14 protein-coding genes are annotated in these 14,058 nt (G+C 71.9%); 6 read left to right on the top strand and 8 right to left on the bottom strand.

Annotated elements, in window-relative coordinates:
* Positions 1 to 18: 18 nt before the first annotated feature.
* Both BMX65_RS16760 and xylB read right to left on the bottom strand, forming a co-directional pair.
* Positions 19 to 1,236: an ROK family transcriptional regulator gene (locus BMX65_RS16760; RefSeq protein ID WP_075001101.1), complete on the bottom strand. Its 1,218-nt coding sequence runs from the start codon at positions 1,234 to 1,236 to the stop codon at positions 19 to 21.
* A gap of 169 nt (positions 1,237 to 1,405) precedes the next feature.
* Complete coding sequence (gene xylB / locus BMX65_RS16755) at positions 1,406 to 2,860, bottom strand: xylulokinase (protein ID WP_075001100.1); 1,455 nt, start codon at positions 2,858 to 2,860, stop codon at positions 1,406 to 1,408.
* A gap of 134 nt (positions 2,861 to 2,994) precedes the next feature.
* On the opposite strand from xylB, the gene xylA reads away from it, so the two are divergent.
* The gene (gene xylA / locus BMX65_RS16750) at positions 2,995 to 4,161 is read left to right on the top strand and encodes a xylose isomerase (protein WP_075001099.1); all 1,167 of its coding nucleotides are present in this window, start codon (positions 2,995 to 2,997) and stop codon (positions 4,159 to 4,161) included.
* Between the two features lie 170 nt (positions 4,162 to 4,331).
* On the opposite strand, the gene BMX65_RS16745 is transcribed toward xylA, so the two are convergent.
* From BMX65_RS16745 to BMX65_RS16725, 5 genes are all read right to left on the bottom strand, one after another.
* On the bottom strand, positions 4,332 to 5,375 hold the full coding sequence (locus BMX65_RS16745) for a sigma-70 family RNA polymerase sigma factor (RefSeq protein WP_075001098.1): 1,044 nt from the start codon (positions 5,373 to 5,375) through the stop codon (positions 4,332 to 4,334).
* A 141-nt stretch (positions 5,376 to 5,516) separates the two neighbouring features.
* Positions 5,517 to 6,389: an amino acid ABC transporter ATP-binding protein gene (locus BMX65_RS16740; protein WP_275435223.1), complete on the bottom strand. Its 873-nt coding sequence runs from the start codon at positions 6,387 to 6,389 to the stop codon at positions 5,517 to 5,519.
* A 5-nt stretch (positions 6,390 to 6,394) separates the two neighbouring features.
* Entirely contained in the window at positions 6,395 to 7,126 is a 732-nt protein-coding gene (locus tag BMX65_RS16735) for an amino acid ABC transporter permease (RefSeq protein ID WP_075001322.1), read from the bottom strand.
* 44 nt (positions 7,127 to 7,170) lie between these two features.
* A complete protein-coding gene (locus BMX65_RS16730; protein ID WP_420856833.1) occupies positions 7,171 to 7,998 on the bottom strand; it encodes a basic amino acid ABC transporter substrate-binding protein in 828 nt (275 codons plus the stop codon).
* A gap of 124 nt (positions 7,999 to 8,122) precedes the next feature.
* The gene (locus BMX65_RS16725) at positions 8,123 to 8,620 is read right to left on the bottom strand and encodes an ATP-binding protein (RefSeq protein WP_075001097.1); all 498 of its coding nucleotides are present in this window, start codon (positions 8,618 to 8,620) and stop codon (positions 8,123 to 8,125) included.
* 137 nt (positions 8,621 to 8,757) lie between these two features.
* Here BMX65_RS16725 and BMX65_RS16720 point away from each other — a divergent pair, with 137 nt between their 5' ends.
* From BMX65_RS16720 to BMX65_RS16700, 5 genes are all read left to right on the top strand, one after another.
* Positions 8,758 to 9,630 (top strand): helix-turn-helix domain-containing protein, encoded by an 873-nt coding sequence (locus BMX65_RS16720; RefSeq protein WP_075001096.1) that lies wholly within the window; start codon positions 8,758 to 8,760, stop codon positions 9,628 to 9,630.
* Between the two features lie 3 nt (positions 9,631 to 9,633).
* Complete coding sequence (locus tag BMX65_RS16715; protein WP_026005066.1) at positions 9,634 to 9,870, top strand: DUF397 domain-containing protein; 237 nt, start codon at positions 9,634 to 9,636, stop codon at positions 9,868 to 9,870.
* A 57-nt stretch (positions 9,871 to 9,927) separates the two neighbouring features.
* Positions 9,928 to 10,737, top strand: coding sequence for an SAM-dependent methyltransferase (locus BMX65_RS16710; protein WP_075001095.1), 810 nt, complete (start codon positions 9,928 to 9,930; stop codon positions 10,735 to 10,737).
* A gap of 337 nt (positions 10,738 to 11,074) precedes the next feature.
* A complete protein-coding gene (locus tag BMX65_RS16705) occupies positions 11,075 to 11,662 on the top strand; it encodes a hypothetical protein (protein ID WP_075001094.1) in 588 nt (195 codons plus the stop codon).
* Positions 11,663 to 11,846: 184 nt separating this feature from the next.
* A complete protein-coding gene (locus BMX65_RS16700; RefSeq protein WP_075001093.1) occupies positions 11,847 to 12,647 on the top strand; it encodes an SGNH/GDSL hydrolase family protein in 801 nt (266 codons plus the stop codon).
* Between the two features lie 57 nt (positions 12,648 to 12,704).
* Here the strand turns inward: BMX65_RS16700 and BMX65_RS16695 are convergent, their stop codons facing one another.
* The gene (locus BMX65_RS16695) at positions 12,705 to 14,027 is read right to left on the bottom strand and encodes an SWIM zinc finger family protein (RefSeq protein WP_075001092.1); all 1,323 of its coding nucleotides are present in this window, start codon (positions 14,025 to 14,027) and stop codon (positions 12,705 to 12,707) included.
* Between the last annotated feature and the right edge of the window lie 31 nt (positions 14,028 to 14,058).

The following is a 14,058-nucleotide window of genomic DNA, read 5'->3' as shown; positions in this document are numbered from 1 at the left end:
CGGCCCGTGCCGGTCAGGTCATCCCCGGCGCCCGGCCGGGTAGGCGAGCGGGTCGTCCAGTACCACGCGCACGGCTGTGTGGGCAGCGCCCAGCAGCGGTCCGTCCGCGCCCAGTTCCGAGACGAGCAGTTCCGGGAGGGCACCAGGTGCCGCCGTGCGCTCCCTCAGTTCCCGCTCCAGGGACGGCAGCAGCCAGGGGGCGAAGCGGGCCAGTACGCCGCCGAGCACCAGAGCCCGGGGGTCGAGCAGATTCACCGTTCCGGCCAGCGCCAGTCCCAGCGCGCCACCGGCTGTTCCCAGAGCGTCCAGCGCGCGCACGCAGCCTGATGCCGCACTCTGCCGGAGGGCGGCCAGTGCCGCGGCCCGCGGCCCGTCGGCCGGGATCCCGGCGGCCCGGAGCAGGGCCGGCTCACCGGCGTACTGCTCCAGGCACCCTCTGCCCCCGCAGGCGCACCTCTCTCCGTCGGGGTGTACCGGCATGTGGCCCATCTCCCCGGCGAACCCGCGGTGGCCGCGCAGCAGCGCGCCGTCCAGCACCACGGCGGCACCGATGCCGACCTCTGCCGAGACGTGCACGAAGTCCCGGGGGACCCTGCCGCCGCTCAGCCAGAGTTCGGCGAGTGCTCCGAGGTTGGCCTCGTTGTCCACCAGCAGCGGCAAGGGATCCCGTTCCGCTCCCGCCTCCGCGAGCGGGGGAGTGAGGTCGACACCGTGCCATCCGAGGTTGGGGGCGCGGACGACGGTCGCCGTGCCGCGGGTGACAAGCCCGGGTACCGCCACCGCCAGGGCGGCCGGGGCCAGTCCGAGCTCGCGCGCCCGGGCTGCCACCTGGTCCACCAGCTCCCGCAGCGGTGTGAGGACGGCGTCCGGCACGCTGTCCCTGCCCGGCGAGTCGGCCTCCGCGCGGGCGCGCACCCGGCCTCGTAGGTCGATCGCGCAGACCGCCAGATGGTCGACGCCGATCTCGGCACCCAGACCGCACGGCCCGCTGTCGGGGAGCGCGAGCGCGGTACCGGGCCGCCCGGGTCCGCCGGCCGCCGGTGCCGGCCCCTGCTCGGTCAGCAGGCCGCCGCGCAGCAGTTCGTCCACGAGGGTCGAGACGGCCGTACGCGTCAGCCCCAGCCGCGTCGCCACCGCCGCACGGGACGAAGGCCCCTGCTGGGCCACCGCGTACAGCACGCGCGAGAGGTTGCGCCTGCGTATCTCCCGCTGGGGTCCGGGTGTCTGAGCTGCCATCGAACGGCTCCTTCTCGTGGCGCACCGAGGGTCCGTCGGAGCCTGTCGGTACACCGCTCCGTACGGCCGGGGCCGGCGGCCGGAGCCGCGGCGGAGGGGCGCAGACGCATGCGCGACCGGCTGTCAGGTGCCGGTGCCGGTGCCGGTGCCGGTTCCGGAGGTCCGCCCGTCACGGGCGCCGGCCGAGCAGCGCACCCGCCCCTTCGAGCGTCGCCGAGAGGCGGGCCAGCGCGTCGTCGTCGCGGGGCACGGGCTCGTAGGAGGCGCCCTGCGCGGTGCGCCAGCGGCGGGCGACGGCGCCGGGGTCCTCGCCCAGCAGCAGCCCCGCGGCCTGTGCCGCGGCCCCCAGCGCCACCAGCTCCTGCGCGCCGGGTACCTGGACGGCCCGTCCGGACAGCCGCCGCACCGTCTCGCGCCACGCCGCGCCCTTGGCGCCGCCGCCGATCAGCAGCAGCGGCGTGTCCTGCTCCGCGGCCGCGCCCCCGCCCCCGCCCTCGGCCAGCACCCGGTCGAGAGCGCGCAGCAGTGCGAAGACGGCGCCGTCGTAGGCGGCCTGGAGCACCTGGCCGCCTGTCGTGGCGTGCTGGAGCCCGCTCAGCAGTCCGGTCGCGTACGGGAGGTCGGGAGTGCGCTCGCCGTCGAGGAAGGGGAGCGCGGTGACCCGCCCGCCCGCTTCCACGTCCTCGCGGTCCCGGGAGAGCAGTGCGGCCATCCGGTCCACGGCCAGGGTGCAATTGAGAGTGCAGGCCAGCGGCAGCCAGCCGGTGTGCGCGTCCGCGAAGCCCGCGACCGTTCCGCTCGGGTCGGCGGGGCGGCGGTCGGAGACGGCGTACACGGTGCCCGAGGTGCCGAGACTGAGCACCGGTTGCCCCGGCAGCAGTCCCAGGCCGAGTGCCGCCGCCATGTTGTCCCCGGTGCCGGTCGCCACCAGGGTGCCCGCCGTCAGGAACCCGTCGCCGGTCTCCTTGACCGTGCCCGCCGCTTCCCCGGAGCTGAGCACGGGCGGCAGCAGGGCGGGGTCCAGTCCGGCGAGCTCCAGGATCTGCGTGTCGTAGGAGCCGGTCGCCGAGGACCACCAGCCGGTGCCCGACGCGTCGCCCCGGTCGGTGCCCGGCTGACCGGTCAGCCGCTCGGTCAGGAAGTCGTGCGGAAGCCGCACGGCAGCCGTCGACCGGGCGGCTTCCGGTTCGTTCTCCCGCAGCCAGGCCCATTTGGTGACGGTGAAGGCCGGTGCCGGGACGCTGCCGACGCGCTCGGCCCATGCCGTGGGGCCGCTGAGATCGGCGACCAGACGGTCGCGCTGGGGTGCTGAGCGCACGTCGTTCCACAGCAGTGCGGGGCGCACCGGATCTCCCGCGCCGTCCAGCGTCACCAGGCCGTGCTGCTGGCCCGCGACGGACACGGCGGCGGCCTCGCCGGCGGCCCGCCCGCACTGCCCCACCGCGGTGCGGAGCGCCTGCCACCACTCTTCGGGGTCCGACTCGCGGCGGTCGCCCGGGGAGACGGTGTGCGGTGCCTGGCCGCGGGCGAGCACCTGGCCGGTCGCGGCGTCCACCACGAGGGCCTTGGTGGACTGGGTCGAGCTGTCGACCCCGATGACGAACGGGCCTTCCGGTGCGCTCATGGACTGCCGCTCCCTTCCCTGGCTGCCGGTGCTGTGCGCATACTAATTTGTAAGCTGCCATGACGAATAGCTGCGCACCACGGTGTCCGCCTGTGCGTACCCAGGGCGACGGTGCGCGGGAGAGGAACGACAGCATGAGCTACGTGCCCGTACCGGCGGACAAGTTCAGCTTCGGCCTGTGGACGGTGGGCTGGCAGGGCCGGGACCCGTTCGGCGACGCGACGAGAGAGCCCCTCGACCCGGTCGAGACGGTGCACCGGCTCGCCGGACTGGGCGCCTACGGAGTCACCTTCCACGACGACGACCTCGTCCCCTTCGGTGCCCCGGAGCGGGTACGGGAGGCGCACGTCGCACGGTTCCGGAAGGCGCTGGAGGCGACCGGCATGGCGGTGCCCATGGCCACGACGAACCTGTTCACCCACCCCGTCTTCAAGGACGGCGCGTTCACCGCCAACGACCGGGAGATACGGCGCTTCGCCCTGCGCAAGACGATGCGCAACATCGACCTGGCCGCCGGACTGGGCGCCCACACCTATGTCGCCTGGGGCGGTCGGGAGGGTGCCGAGTCCGGCGCCGCCAAAGACGTCCGAGCCGCGTTGGACCGGCTGAAGGAAGCCTTCGACCTGCTGGCCGAATACGTCACCGGACAGGGCTACGACCTGCGCTTCGCCCTGGAGCCGAAGCCCAACGAGCCGCGCGGGGACCTCCTGCTGCCGACGGTCGGACACGCCCTCGCCTTCATCGGGCGTCTGGAGCGGCCCGAGCTCTTCGGGGTCAACCCGGAGGTCGGACACGAGCAGATGGCGGGGCTGAACTACCCGCACGCCATCGCGCAGGCCATCTGGGCCGGCAAGCTCTTCCATCTGGACCTCAACGGCCAGTCCGGCGTCAAGTACGACCAGGACCTGAGGTTCGGGGCCGGGGATCTCCGTGCCGCGTTCTGGCTGGTCGACCTGCTGGAGCAGAGCGGTTACGCGGGCCCGCGGCACTTCGACTTCAAGCCCCCGCGCACCGAGGACACCGCCGGGGTGTGGGCCTCGGCGGCGGGCTGCATGCGCAACTACCTCGTCCTGCGCGAACGCGCCGCCGCGTTCCGCGCCGACCCCGCCGTCCAGGAGGCACTGCGGGCCGCGCGAGTGGACGAGCTCTCCCGCCCGACGCTCGGACCGCAGGAGACGCCGGATGCGCTGCTCGCGGACCGCGCCGCCTTCGAGGACTTCGATCCCGCGGCGGCAGCGGAACGGGGCATGGCCTTCGAACACCTCGACCAGCTGGCAATGGACCATCTGCTGGGCGTCTGAGCCGCCACGGGGCCGACGCTCCCGAGGGGCTCCCGCTGCCGCGGAGTGGGGGCGGGGCCCCGCGAACGCTGCGCGGCCCCGCCGCACGGCGCGCCGCCGACCCGTCCCGGGCGGGTACCGCGGCGCCGTTGCGGCGGGGCGCCGGCGGCCCCGCCGACGGTTCAGCCGGTTCAGCGCCGCAGCGCCGCGGCCTCCTGCGCGCTCACCTGGGCCGGGAGGCCGAACGTGGCGAACAGCTCCTCGCCGAAGAACGCGCCCACATGGGCGATCTGCCCGTCCCGCAGTGTGAGCACCTGGAGCTGGAACGGCCGATGCACGCCGTCCTCCCGCAGGCTGTAGAGCCCGAAGGCGGGCTGGCCGTTGGCCCAGGTCGGCAGCATGAGGCCCTCGTCGCGGCCGATGGGGCACTGGGCCCCGATGAGCCGCACGATGTTCTCCCGGCCGCGGAACCACTCCGGGAAGGGAGGCATCTCCCAGACGGCGTCCTCCTTGAACAGGTCCACGATGGCCGTCACGTCGGAACGCTCGAACGCCGCCGCGTACCGGTCCAGCAGCTCCCGCGCCGCCGGTTCGGTCGGTTCGGTCAGCTCTTCCTCCACGGGGGCGACCTGTTCGAGCTGGGCGCGGGCCCGCTGCAGGGCGCTGTTCACGCTCGCCGTCGTCGTCCCGAGGAGTTCGGCGACCTCGGCCGCGCGCCACTTGAGCACATCCCGCAGCAGCAGGACGACCCGCTGCCGGGTCGGCAGGTGCTGCAGGGCCGCCACCAGCGCCAGCCGCATCGACGAGCGGCCCACCACCACCGAGGCCGGGTCCGTGGGCCCGGAGGAGCCCGCGAACATGGCATCCGGGATCGGCTCCAGCCACGGCACCTCCGGGGCCTCGACCACCGGGCGCTCCGGGTCGTCGCTGGGCGCGCCCAGCCCGGAGGGCATCGGCCGGCGGCCGCGCTGTTCGATCGCGGTCAGACACGCGTTGGTGGCGATCCGGTAGAGCCAGGTGCGCAGCGAGGACCTGCCCTCGAACCGGTCCCCGGCCTTCCAGGCGCGCACAAAGGTGTCCTGCACCAGGTCCTCGGCGTCGTGCACCGAGCCCATCATCCGGTAGCAGTGCGCCAGCAGCTCGTTGCGGTAAGGCTTCGCCTGCTCCAGGAGCTCTTCCGGGCTGCCGGGGAGTTCGGCCACGGGAGTGTCCGCCGAGCGGGGGCTGTCTGCCATAGTCCTGGCCTTTCGTTCTGCTCCGGTCGCCCATCGGCGCCGGCGGACCACTCGTCCTCGATGAGAGGAAATGTAGAGCACGGGTCCGACAGCCTGCTGACCTCCGGCAGCGGACGGCGTCCTTCCGCGCGGCGGCCCCCGCTACCGGAGCGGCCGCTTGCGCACCTCCTCCGGGGCCCGGCCGGGCGGCTCGGCCGGTGGTTCCGGCCGTGCCGTGCCGCTCTCCGGCCCCCCGGCGGCCGCCGGATCCAGCACCCGGGAGAGGAAGGCGCGAGTACGGGCCTGCCGCGGCGCGCCCACGACCTGCTCGGGCGGCCCCTCCTCGACGATCAGTCCGTCGTCCATGAAGACCACCCGGTCGGCCACCTCCCGGGCGAAGCTCATCTCGTGGGTGACCACCAGCATGGTCATCCCCTCGTCGGCCAGTCCGCGCATCACCGCCAGGACATCGCCGACCAGCTCCGGGTCGAGCGCCGAGGTCGGTTCGTCGAACAGCATCAGCTCAGGGCCCATGGACAGGGCGCGGGCGATCGCCACCCGCTGCTGCTGCCCTCCGGAGAGCTGGGCGGGGTAGCCGGACTCCTTGTCCGTGAGTCCCACACGGCGCAGATTGTGCCGTGCGACCTCCTCCGCCTCCGCCCTGCCCCGCCCCAGTACCCGGCGCTGCGCGATCGTCAGGTTGCCCAGAGCGGTCAGGTGGGGAAACAGGTTGAACGACTGGAAGACCATGCCGATGCGGCGCCGGACCCGGTCGATGTCCACCTCCGGGTCGGTGACCTCGGTACCGGCCACACGCACCGTGCCGGATGTGGGTTCCTCCAGCAGGTTCACACAGCGCAGCAGTGTCGATTTCCCCGACCCGGACGGGCCGATGACGCAGACCACCTCGCCGCGCCGCACCGTGACGTCGATCCCGCGCAGCACCTCCAGCTCGCCGAAGGACTTGCGCAGTCCCCGCACCTCGATGGCGGCCGCGTCCGCCACGGCCGCCCCGGTCGTCTCGCTCTCACCCACCCCGGTCACCTCGCCTTCGCCGTACGGGCCTCCAGGCGCCGCACCAGGTGGCCCAGGGGCAGCGTGATGGCCAGGTAGAACAGCCCCGCGATCAGGATCGGGGTGAGGCTGCGGTGCTGGTTGAGCGCGTCCCTGCCGAACTTCGCCAACTCGTACTGGTCCATCGACAGCCCGAGCAGATACACCAGCGAGGAGTCCTTGGTCAGCAGGATCAGCTCGTTGGCGAGCGGCGGCAGCACGATCCGGAACGCCTGCGGGATGACGATCGAGACCATGGCCCACAGCGGCGACATCCCCAGGGAGCGGGCCGCCTCGGTCTGGCCCCGGGGAACCGCCTGGATGCCCGCACGGATCGTCTCGGCCATGTAGGCGGCGCCGACCAGCCCCAGAGCCAGCATCACCGTCACGTACTGGTTGATGGAGACCTGGAACGCCAGCGGTACGCCGAAGCCGAGCGCGATGAACACGAGCAGCGCCGGTACGCCGCGGAAGAACTCGATGTAGGCGACAGCCAGCCAGCGGTACGGCGGTACCTGCGACAGCCGCATCAGGGCCAGCAGCAGCCCCAGCACCAGCCCGAAGGCGAAGCCGAGCACCGTGTAGATCACCGTGTTGACCAAGGCGGTGGTCACCACGTCCGGGAACTGCTTCTTCGCGACCTCGACGTCGAAGAACGCGCGGCGCAGCTCGCCCCAGTCGGCGGCGAGGGCGAGGGCCAGCACCACGGCCAGCAGCATGCCGTACTGGGCGGTGCGGATGGCGCGGGTGCGGTTGCGGCGGCTCACTTCTTCGGCTCCGTGCCGAACCACTTCTTGTAGAGCTTGTCGTACCGCTTGTCGGCCTTGGCCTTCTTGAGTGTCTTGTCGATCTGCTTGCGCAGTGCGTCGTTGCCGGTGCGCACACCGATGCCGTACTGCTCACCGGTGTCGAACTCGGTGGTGACCTCAGTGTCCGGGTTCTTCTTCGCGTAGTCGTAGAGCACGCCGTTGTCGTTGATCCCCGCGTCGACCTGACCGGTCTTGACGGCGCTGAGCAGCAGGGCGAGGTCCTCGTAGTGGCGGACGGTGACGCCGTCGGCGTGCTTCTTGGCGTACTCCTCGCCCGTGGTGGACTGCTGGACCCCCAGCTTCCTGCCCTTGAGGTCGTCCAGGGAGTCGTACTTCCCGCCCTTCCCGCCCTTCGCGGTCAGCAGTGCCTGGGTCGCCTCGAAGTAGGGGGCGGAGAAGTCGAGGTTCTTCTCGCGCACCGGGGTGATGGTCATGCCCGCGGCGGCGAGATCGCACTTGCCCGCGTTGAGGTCCTCGCCGGACTGGATCCCCTCGAACGGGGTGTCCACGATCTTCTGCTCGACGCCGAGGTCCTTCGCGACCAGGTCGACGAGGTCGACATCGAAGCCGACGATCTTCTTGCCCTGTTTGAACTGGAAGGGCTCGTAGGGCAGATGGGTGCAGACGGTGAGTTTGCCCGAGGACACCAGTTGCACCTCGTCACCGCTCTTGCCCGAGGTCTTGGTGCTGGAACAGGCGGTGACGGCCGCCAGCAGGGCGGCCGTCACGACGGCGGTCAGTGATATCCCGTACTGTCGCTTACGCGTGGATCGTGCGGACACAGCGCCTCCACAAGGGGGACAGGTCGGCAAAGGAGCCCGATCATGGCCGGTAAGTGCCGTGCATCCTGCCACCGGTGCGGGGCGCTGTCAGCTCTGCGTCCGCCGTCGCTTCGCGGGCGGAGCGTCAGCCGTGTGTCCGGTTGCATTCCAGTTCGGCCCACACCGCGTGCCCCGTCGTCGACTCGGAGCCGCTGGTGCGGGCCCTGCGTATGCCCCAGTCGTCGGCGAGCACGCTCACCAGCAGCAGGCCCCTTCCGTTCTCGCGCTCGTCGTCGCCGGTCCGGCCGCGGTCCGCGTCCTCCACGCGCATGACCGACTGGCCGCCGCCCTCGTCCGCCACCTCGAGGCGGAGTCGCACTCCGATGACCCACAGCTCGCAGCTCACCTTCTCGCTGTCCGTGTGGCGGACGGCGTTGGTGAACAGCTCGGACATGAGCAGTTGCGCGTCGGCGTTGGACTCGTCGTCGACATACCACTCGCGGAGTCTCTCCAGCACGCGTGCGCGTGCCAGGGCCACGGAGGTGTCGCGGGCCGGCAGGTGAAAGGCGTCGCGCAGCGGACGGGTCGTCGGTGCGCCGTCTGGCCGGTGTTCTAAAGGCAGGGCGTCATGGGGGGCAGCCACGGCTCCACTATGCGGTTCGTCACTCGCGTTAGGCAAGGATCAGTCTGTGAATTGCAGAATTGTGTTTGACAGGGTGTGCTGGCGAGCTGGCACATGCCAAACTTCCCTCTACCGATGTCAGTTGGAGGGGAGCGGCTGTGGCGGACTCACGGACGGGCGGTGCGGCGCCCACCGTGCTGCGTGTGGTGCTCGGAAAGAGACTGCAGCACCTGCGTGAGCGTGCAGGAGTGACCTTCGAGCAGGCGGCCAGATCCCTCGACGTCACGCACGCCACCATCCGCCGGATGGAGAAGGCGGAGGTCGGCCTCAAGGTCCCCTATGTGGAGAAGCTGCTGCGCACCTACGGGGTGAGCGATCCCGACGAGATCGACGGCTTCGTCTCGCTCGCCCGGGAGGCCAACCAGCCCGGCTGGTGGCACCGGTACCGAGACGTGCTGCCCGAGTGGTTCAGCGTGTTCGTGAGTCTGGAGAGCGAGTCCGAGGTCATCCGCGCCTACGAGCCGCACTACGTCCCCGGACTGCTGCAGACGGAGAGCTACGCCAGAGCCGTACTGCGTGCGGGCATGCCGCACGCACCGGAGGCGGAGATCAAACGGGGTGTCGCGCTGCGCATGGAACGGCAGACCGTGCTCACCCAGGAGGCGAATCCGCCGCTGCTGTGGGCCGTCATCGACGAGACGGTTCTGCGGCGCCCGCTCGGTTCGCCCGATGTGATGCGCGAGCAGATCGACCACCTCATCCAGGCCATCGAGCGGCCGAACGTGGCACTGCAGATCATGCCGTTCAGTGCGGGACCGCATCCGGCCATGTACGGCCCCTTCCACCTCTTCCGGTTCCCTCTCGACGAACTGCCCGACATGGTCTGCGCAGAGAGCCTCGTGGGTGCGGTCTACTTCGACCAGCGCGACGACGTCAGCGTGTTCCTCGAGGCGCTGGACCGGATGAGCGCCCAGGCCGTGCCGCTGGTGCGGACCCGGGCGGTCCTGAGTGCACTGCGCAAGGAGATCTGAACCATGGGTCGAATCTACAACGGGATGCCCGCCGCACATCTGGGCGACGAGGGCTGGCGCAAGCCCTGGAGCGGCGGCAACGGCGGCAGTTGCGTGGAGGCGCTCAAGCTGGCCGACGGCCGGGTCGCGCTGCGCCAGTCCACCGATCCCGACGGCCCGGCGCTCATCTGCAGCCGGAGTGACATCTCGGGTTTCATCGAGGCGGCCAAAGCGGGGGAAGCCGACTTCCTGGTCGGCTGAGCACACCACCGGACCGCGAAAGCCCGGTCCGGATCGACGGACGAGTGGGAGAAGCACGTGTCGGAGGCTGGATTCAGCCCGGATGAGATAGACACCACCAGGCCGCACCCGGCCCGGATGTACGACTACTACCTCGGGGGCAAGGACAACTACGAGGCCGACCGGGACGCGGCGGACCGCATCCTCAAGGCTCTGCCGGACGTGGGCGTCACCGCCCGCAGCAACCGGGACTTCATGCACCGGGCTGTGCGGACGGCGGTCGACAGCGGTGTCCGCCAGATCATCGACATCGGCACGGGCATCCCCACCTCGCCCAACACCCATGACATCGCCCGCCAGGTGGACCCCGGAGTGCGGGTCGCCTATGTGGACAACGACCCGATCGTCGCCGCCTACGCCGGAGCGAAGCTGACCAACTCCGGCAACGCCGGCTTCGTCCTGGCCGACATCCGCGATCCGGCCGCGATCCTCGACCACCCGGTCACCCGGGACCTCATCGACTTCGACGAGCCGGTCGCGCTGGCGCTGCTCGCCGTGCTGCACTTCGTCACCGACGCCGAGGACGCGGTGGGCATCGTACGGTCCCTGACCGAGCGGCTGCCCGCCGGAAGCCGCCTGATCCTCAGCCACGCGACGGCGGACTTCAACCCGAGCGACGGCTTCGGGAAGGTCGCGAAGGTCTACAACGAGGAGTCCACCTCCAGCGCCCAGTGGCGGACCGGGCAGGAGATTTCCGCCTTCTTCGAGGGATTCGAGCTTCTGGAGCCCGGTCTGGTCCAGCTCCCGCTGTGGCGGCCGGACGGGCCCGTGCCGAGCGGTGCCGACCTCCGGCGTCATATGGGGTACGGCGGCGTCGGGGTCAAGTGACCGCAGGCCCGGTCCGGTGACCGCCGGCCCGGTCTCCGGAGCCGCGACGTCCGCCGTCGCGGCTCCGGCCGGGCCGCTGTTGAGGGAGGGAGCGCGTCTCGCACCGGAACGGGTGCCTCCTCGGGAACCTCGATGCCGACAGTGAGTGCGACATGACAGAGTGGTGCGCATGACGATGCCACCGCCGCCGAATCATCCGCCTCCAGGCAGCCCGCCGCCTCCGGCGCAGCCTCCGGGAGGAGGTTTCGGGCCTCCCGACTCCGGTGGTTTCGGTGCGACTCCGGGTGGCGGATGGCCGCCGCCTCCGCCGCCGCCCGGCCGGAACACCGGGAAGACGGTGGCAGCGGTGGTCGCGGCGGCTGTCGTCGCTCTCGCTCTGATCACCGCGTCCGTCGTGTACCTGACGCGCGGCGACTCCGATTCCGACAGCTCGGCTGACGGCAAGCCGTCCCCTTCGCCGTCGTCCTCGTCCTCCCCGGAACCGAGTCCGACGCCGACGGACGAGCCCTCCGACGAGGAGGCGACCGACTACCCGGATCCGGACGAGCCCTCGGAGGACCCCGACGAGAGCCCCAGCGATGTGCCGCTCCCGTCGTTCCTCCTCCGCGTCGGTGACTGCTTCGACGAATCCGAGGAGCGCGAGGGCGCGATCATCGATCGCGACTGCGACGAGTCCCACGACGCGGAGGTGGTGAGCCGCAAGAAGCTCACCGGGGACTACAGCACAGACGGCGCGGTACGCAGCAAGGCGGACTCGATGTGCCGCACCCTGCTGCGCGACAAGGCGGCGAAGCAGCCGCGCGGCACGGTGGGCGGGACGCTCATCACCTACCCCAAGGCGGAGAACGCGGGTACGGCCCTGAGCTATGTCACGTGCAGCCTGACGGCCGGCAAGGGCAAGCAGCTCTCCAAGCCCCTGGTGTGACCCGGTCCGGTGCGACCCGGCCGGTGTGATCGGCCGGGAGCACGCTCTCCCCCGTCGCGCCAACGCGACGATCTGCGCGCGTAGTTGAGGCTCCAAAGTTGGCATGGACGCATCGATCGCAGGGTAAGTCCAGCCGCGACCGAAGTGACAGCAGTTCCAACCGTGCCTATCCCTGAGAGGCCCCATGAAGCTGCGCAGATGGACTTCCACGGCTGCCGCCGTTGCCGTCCTCCTCGGACTCTCCTCCCTCACCGGTGCCGCGTCCGCCTCCGCCGACGAGGCGGCCGCGACCGGCTATGTGGCCCTCGGCGACTCCTACTCCTCCGGAGTGGGCGCCGGGGACTACGCGGGAGGCGGCTGCAAGCGAAGCGCGCACGCCTACCCGAACCTCTGGAAAGCCGCCAACTCCCCCTCGTCCTTCGACTTCACGGCCTGCTCCGGCGCGCGCACCGGCGACGTGCTCGCCGGCCAGCTCGGCCCCCTCGACTCCTCCACGGGCCTGGTGAGCATCAGTGTCGGCGGGAACGACGCCGGGTTCGCCGACACCATGACGACCTGCGTCACCCGCGGCCAGAGCGCCTGCCTGGCGCGTGTCCAGAAGGCCCGCGAGTACGTCGAGAACACCCTGCCGGGCAAGCTCGACGGCGTCTACGACGCCATCGCCCAGCGAGCCCCCTCCGCGAAGGTCGTCGTACTGGGCTATCCCCACATCTACGAACTCGACGGCGGCTGCTTCGTGGGCATCAGTGAGAAGTCCCGCGAAGCCATCAACTCCGCGTCCGACGCGCTGAACGAGGTCACCGCGAAGCGCGCCGCCGACCACGGCTTCAGCTTCGGTGACGTCCGTCCCACCTTCTCGGGCCACGAGATCTGCTCGGAGAACTGGTGGCTGCACAGCGTCACCTTCCCGATCGACGAGTCCTATCACCCCACCGCCGCCGGGCAGTCCGGTGGCTATCTCCCCGTTCTGGAGGGCCTCGCCTGACAGCACACCGTCGGTCCGTGCCGCCGCCCGTGTCCCGGGGCGGCGGCACGCCCGTGTTCAGACCCCGGCCGGCGACTCCCCGTCGTCGGCGGACGCGGCCGCGAGCGCGGCTGCCGGGTCCCGCTCCGGCCCGCCCACCGGCCACCATGCCTGCCCCCGCCTGCGGAAGGGCCACCAGCGGCCGTCCGGCCCGTACCGGAGCTGCGCCTCTCCTCCCTCCGCCGTCCAGTGCGGGCCCTCGCCCTGCAGCACCGGGCGGCTCTCCCCCTCGCCCCAGGCGAGGTCGAGTTCGTCACGCGCCTGCCGCAGCTCCGCGGGCGACACCGAGCGGTCCGCCAGCACCGCCAGCGCCTCCGCGCCGCCGAACCCCCAGGCCCGTACGGCGATTTCGAGCTCAGCCGCCGAGCAGCCGCAGAACGCGGCGAGACGGGCCGCGACGTCCGGACCGGGGCGTGCCGCGGCGAGTCGCACAGCGTCCTCCCGGGCAGTCAGCGGCCGCCGCACAGGCGGGCCGGACGCCTGCGGGGAGACGGCCGCCGCCAGCATGCGGCGAGCTCTCGCGGCGGCGTCCGCGGCCAGGAAGGAGAGCGCGCCGACGTCCAGGCCCGGCACCTCGGCGGCGCCGTCCAGCGCCGCCGTCCCGGCGGCTCCGCTCACCGGCGCGGGCGGTTCGGGCAGCGGAGGCAGGAGCATCCCGAGTGCGAACGCCTCCACGGCGTCCACCCCCTCCGGCCCGTCCTCTTCGTGCGCGGCTGCCCCGAGCGGTCCGCCGCCCTTCCCCGCAGCCTGTGCCGCGCTGCGCACCTGCAGCGTCTCCAGCAGTTCCCGCTCTCCCCGCCCCCGCATCAGCAGCAGGGCGAGCGGGTCCTCGTCCAGCAGCCGTGCGGTCTGGTAGCTGAGCGCGGCCGTGTGCGCGCAGTGGTCCCATCCGCCGCACGCACACTCGGGGTCCAGGTCGCCGACGCCGGGCAGGAGGTCCAGTCCGGCATCGGCCGCGTCCTCCACCAGCCGGGGCGGCATGTCCCGGTCCAGCAGCGCGGCGATGTGGCCCGACTGCGCGGCGACCACGTCCAGCAGCCGGTCCCACTCCTCCGCGGTGAGTTCGCGCAGCAGCACATCGGCGCGGCACGGTGTCCGGTCGGTGCCGAGGACCACCGCGGTGATGCGGCCGGGGCGGACGGAGACGGCCCCCACCGCACCCCGCCGGGCGAACGCGCGGCCCAGCTTGAGCTGTGCACCGTCCAGCGCGGTGTCCTCGAGTGCTCTGAGCCAGGTCCGGCCCCACCAGGTGCGGGCGAAGGCCCGGCCCTGACCGGGGGGCGGCGGCGCGAAGACACGTTCGCGCCCCCCGTCGTGCTCCGCGTGCGCCGGTGTGTTCATGTCCGCCCCGCTTCCTGCCTCCACAAGGGGG

This window comes from Streptomyces qinglanensis, assembly GCF_900111245.1.
GTDB lineage: Bacteria > Actinomycetota > Actinomycetes > Streptomycetales > Streptomycetaceae > Streptomyces > Streptomyces qinglanensis.
The sequence above is the reverse complement of the archived record's forward strand: the minus strand, read 5'-3'. Positions and strand labels throughout refer to the sequence as shown.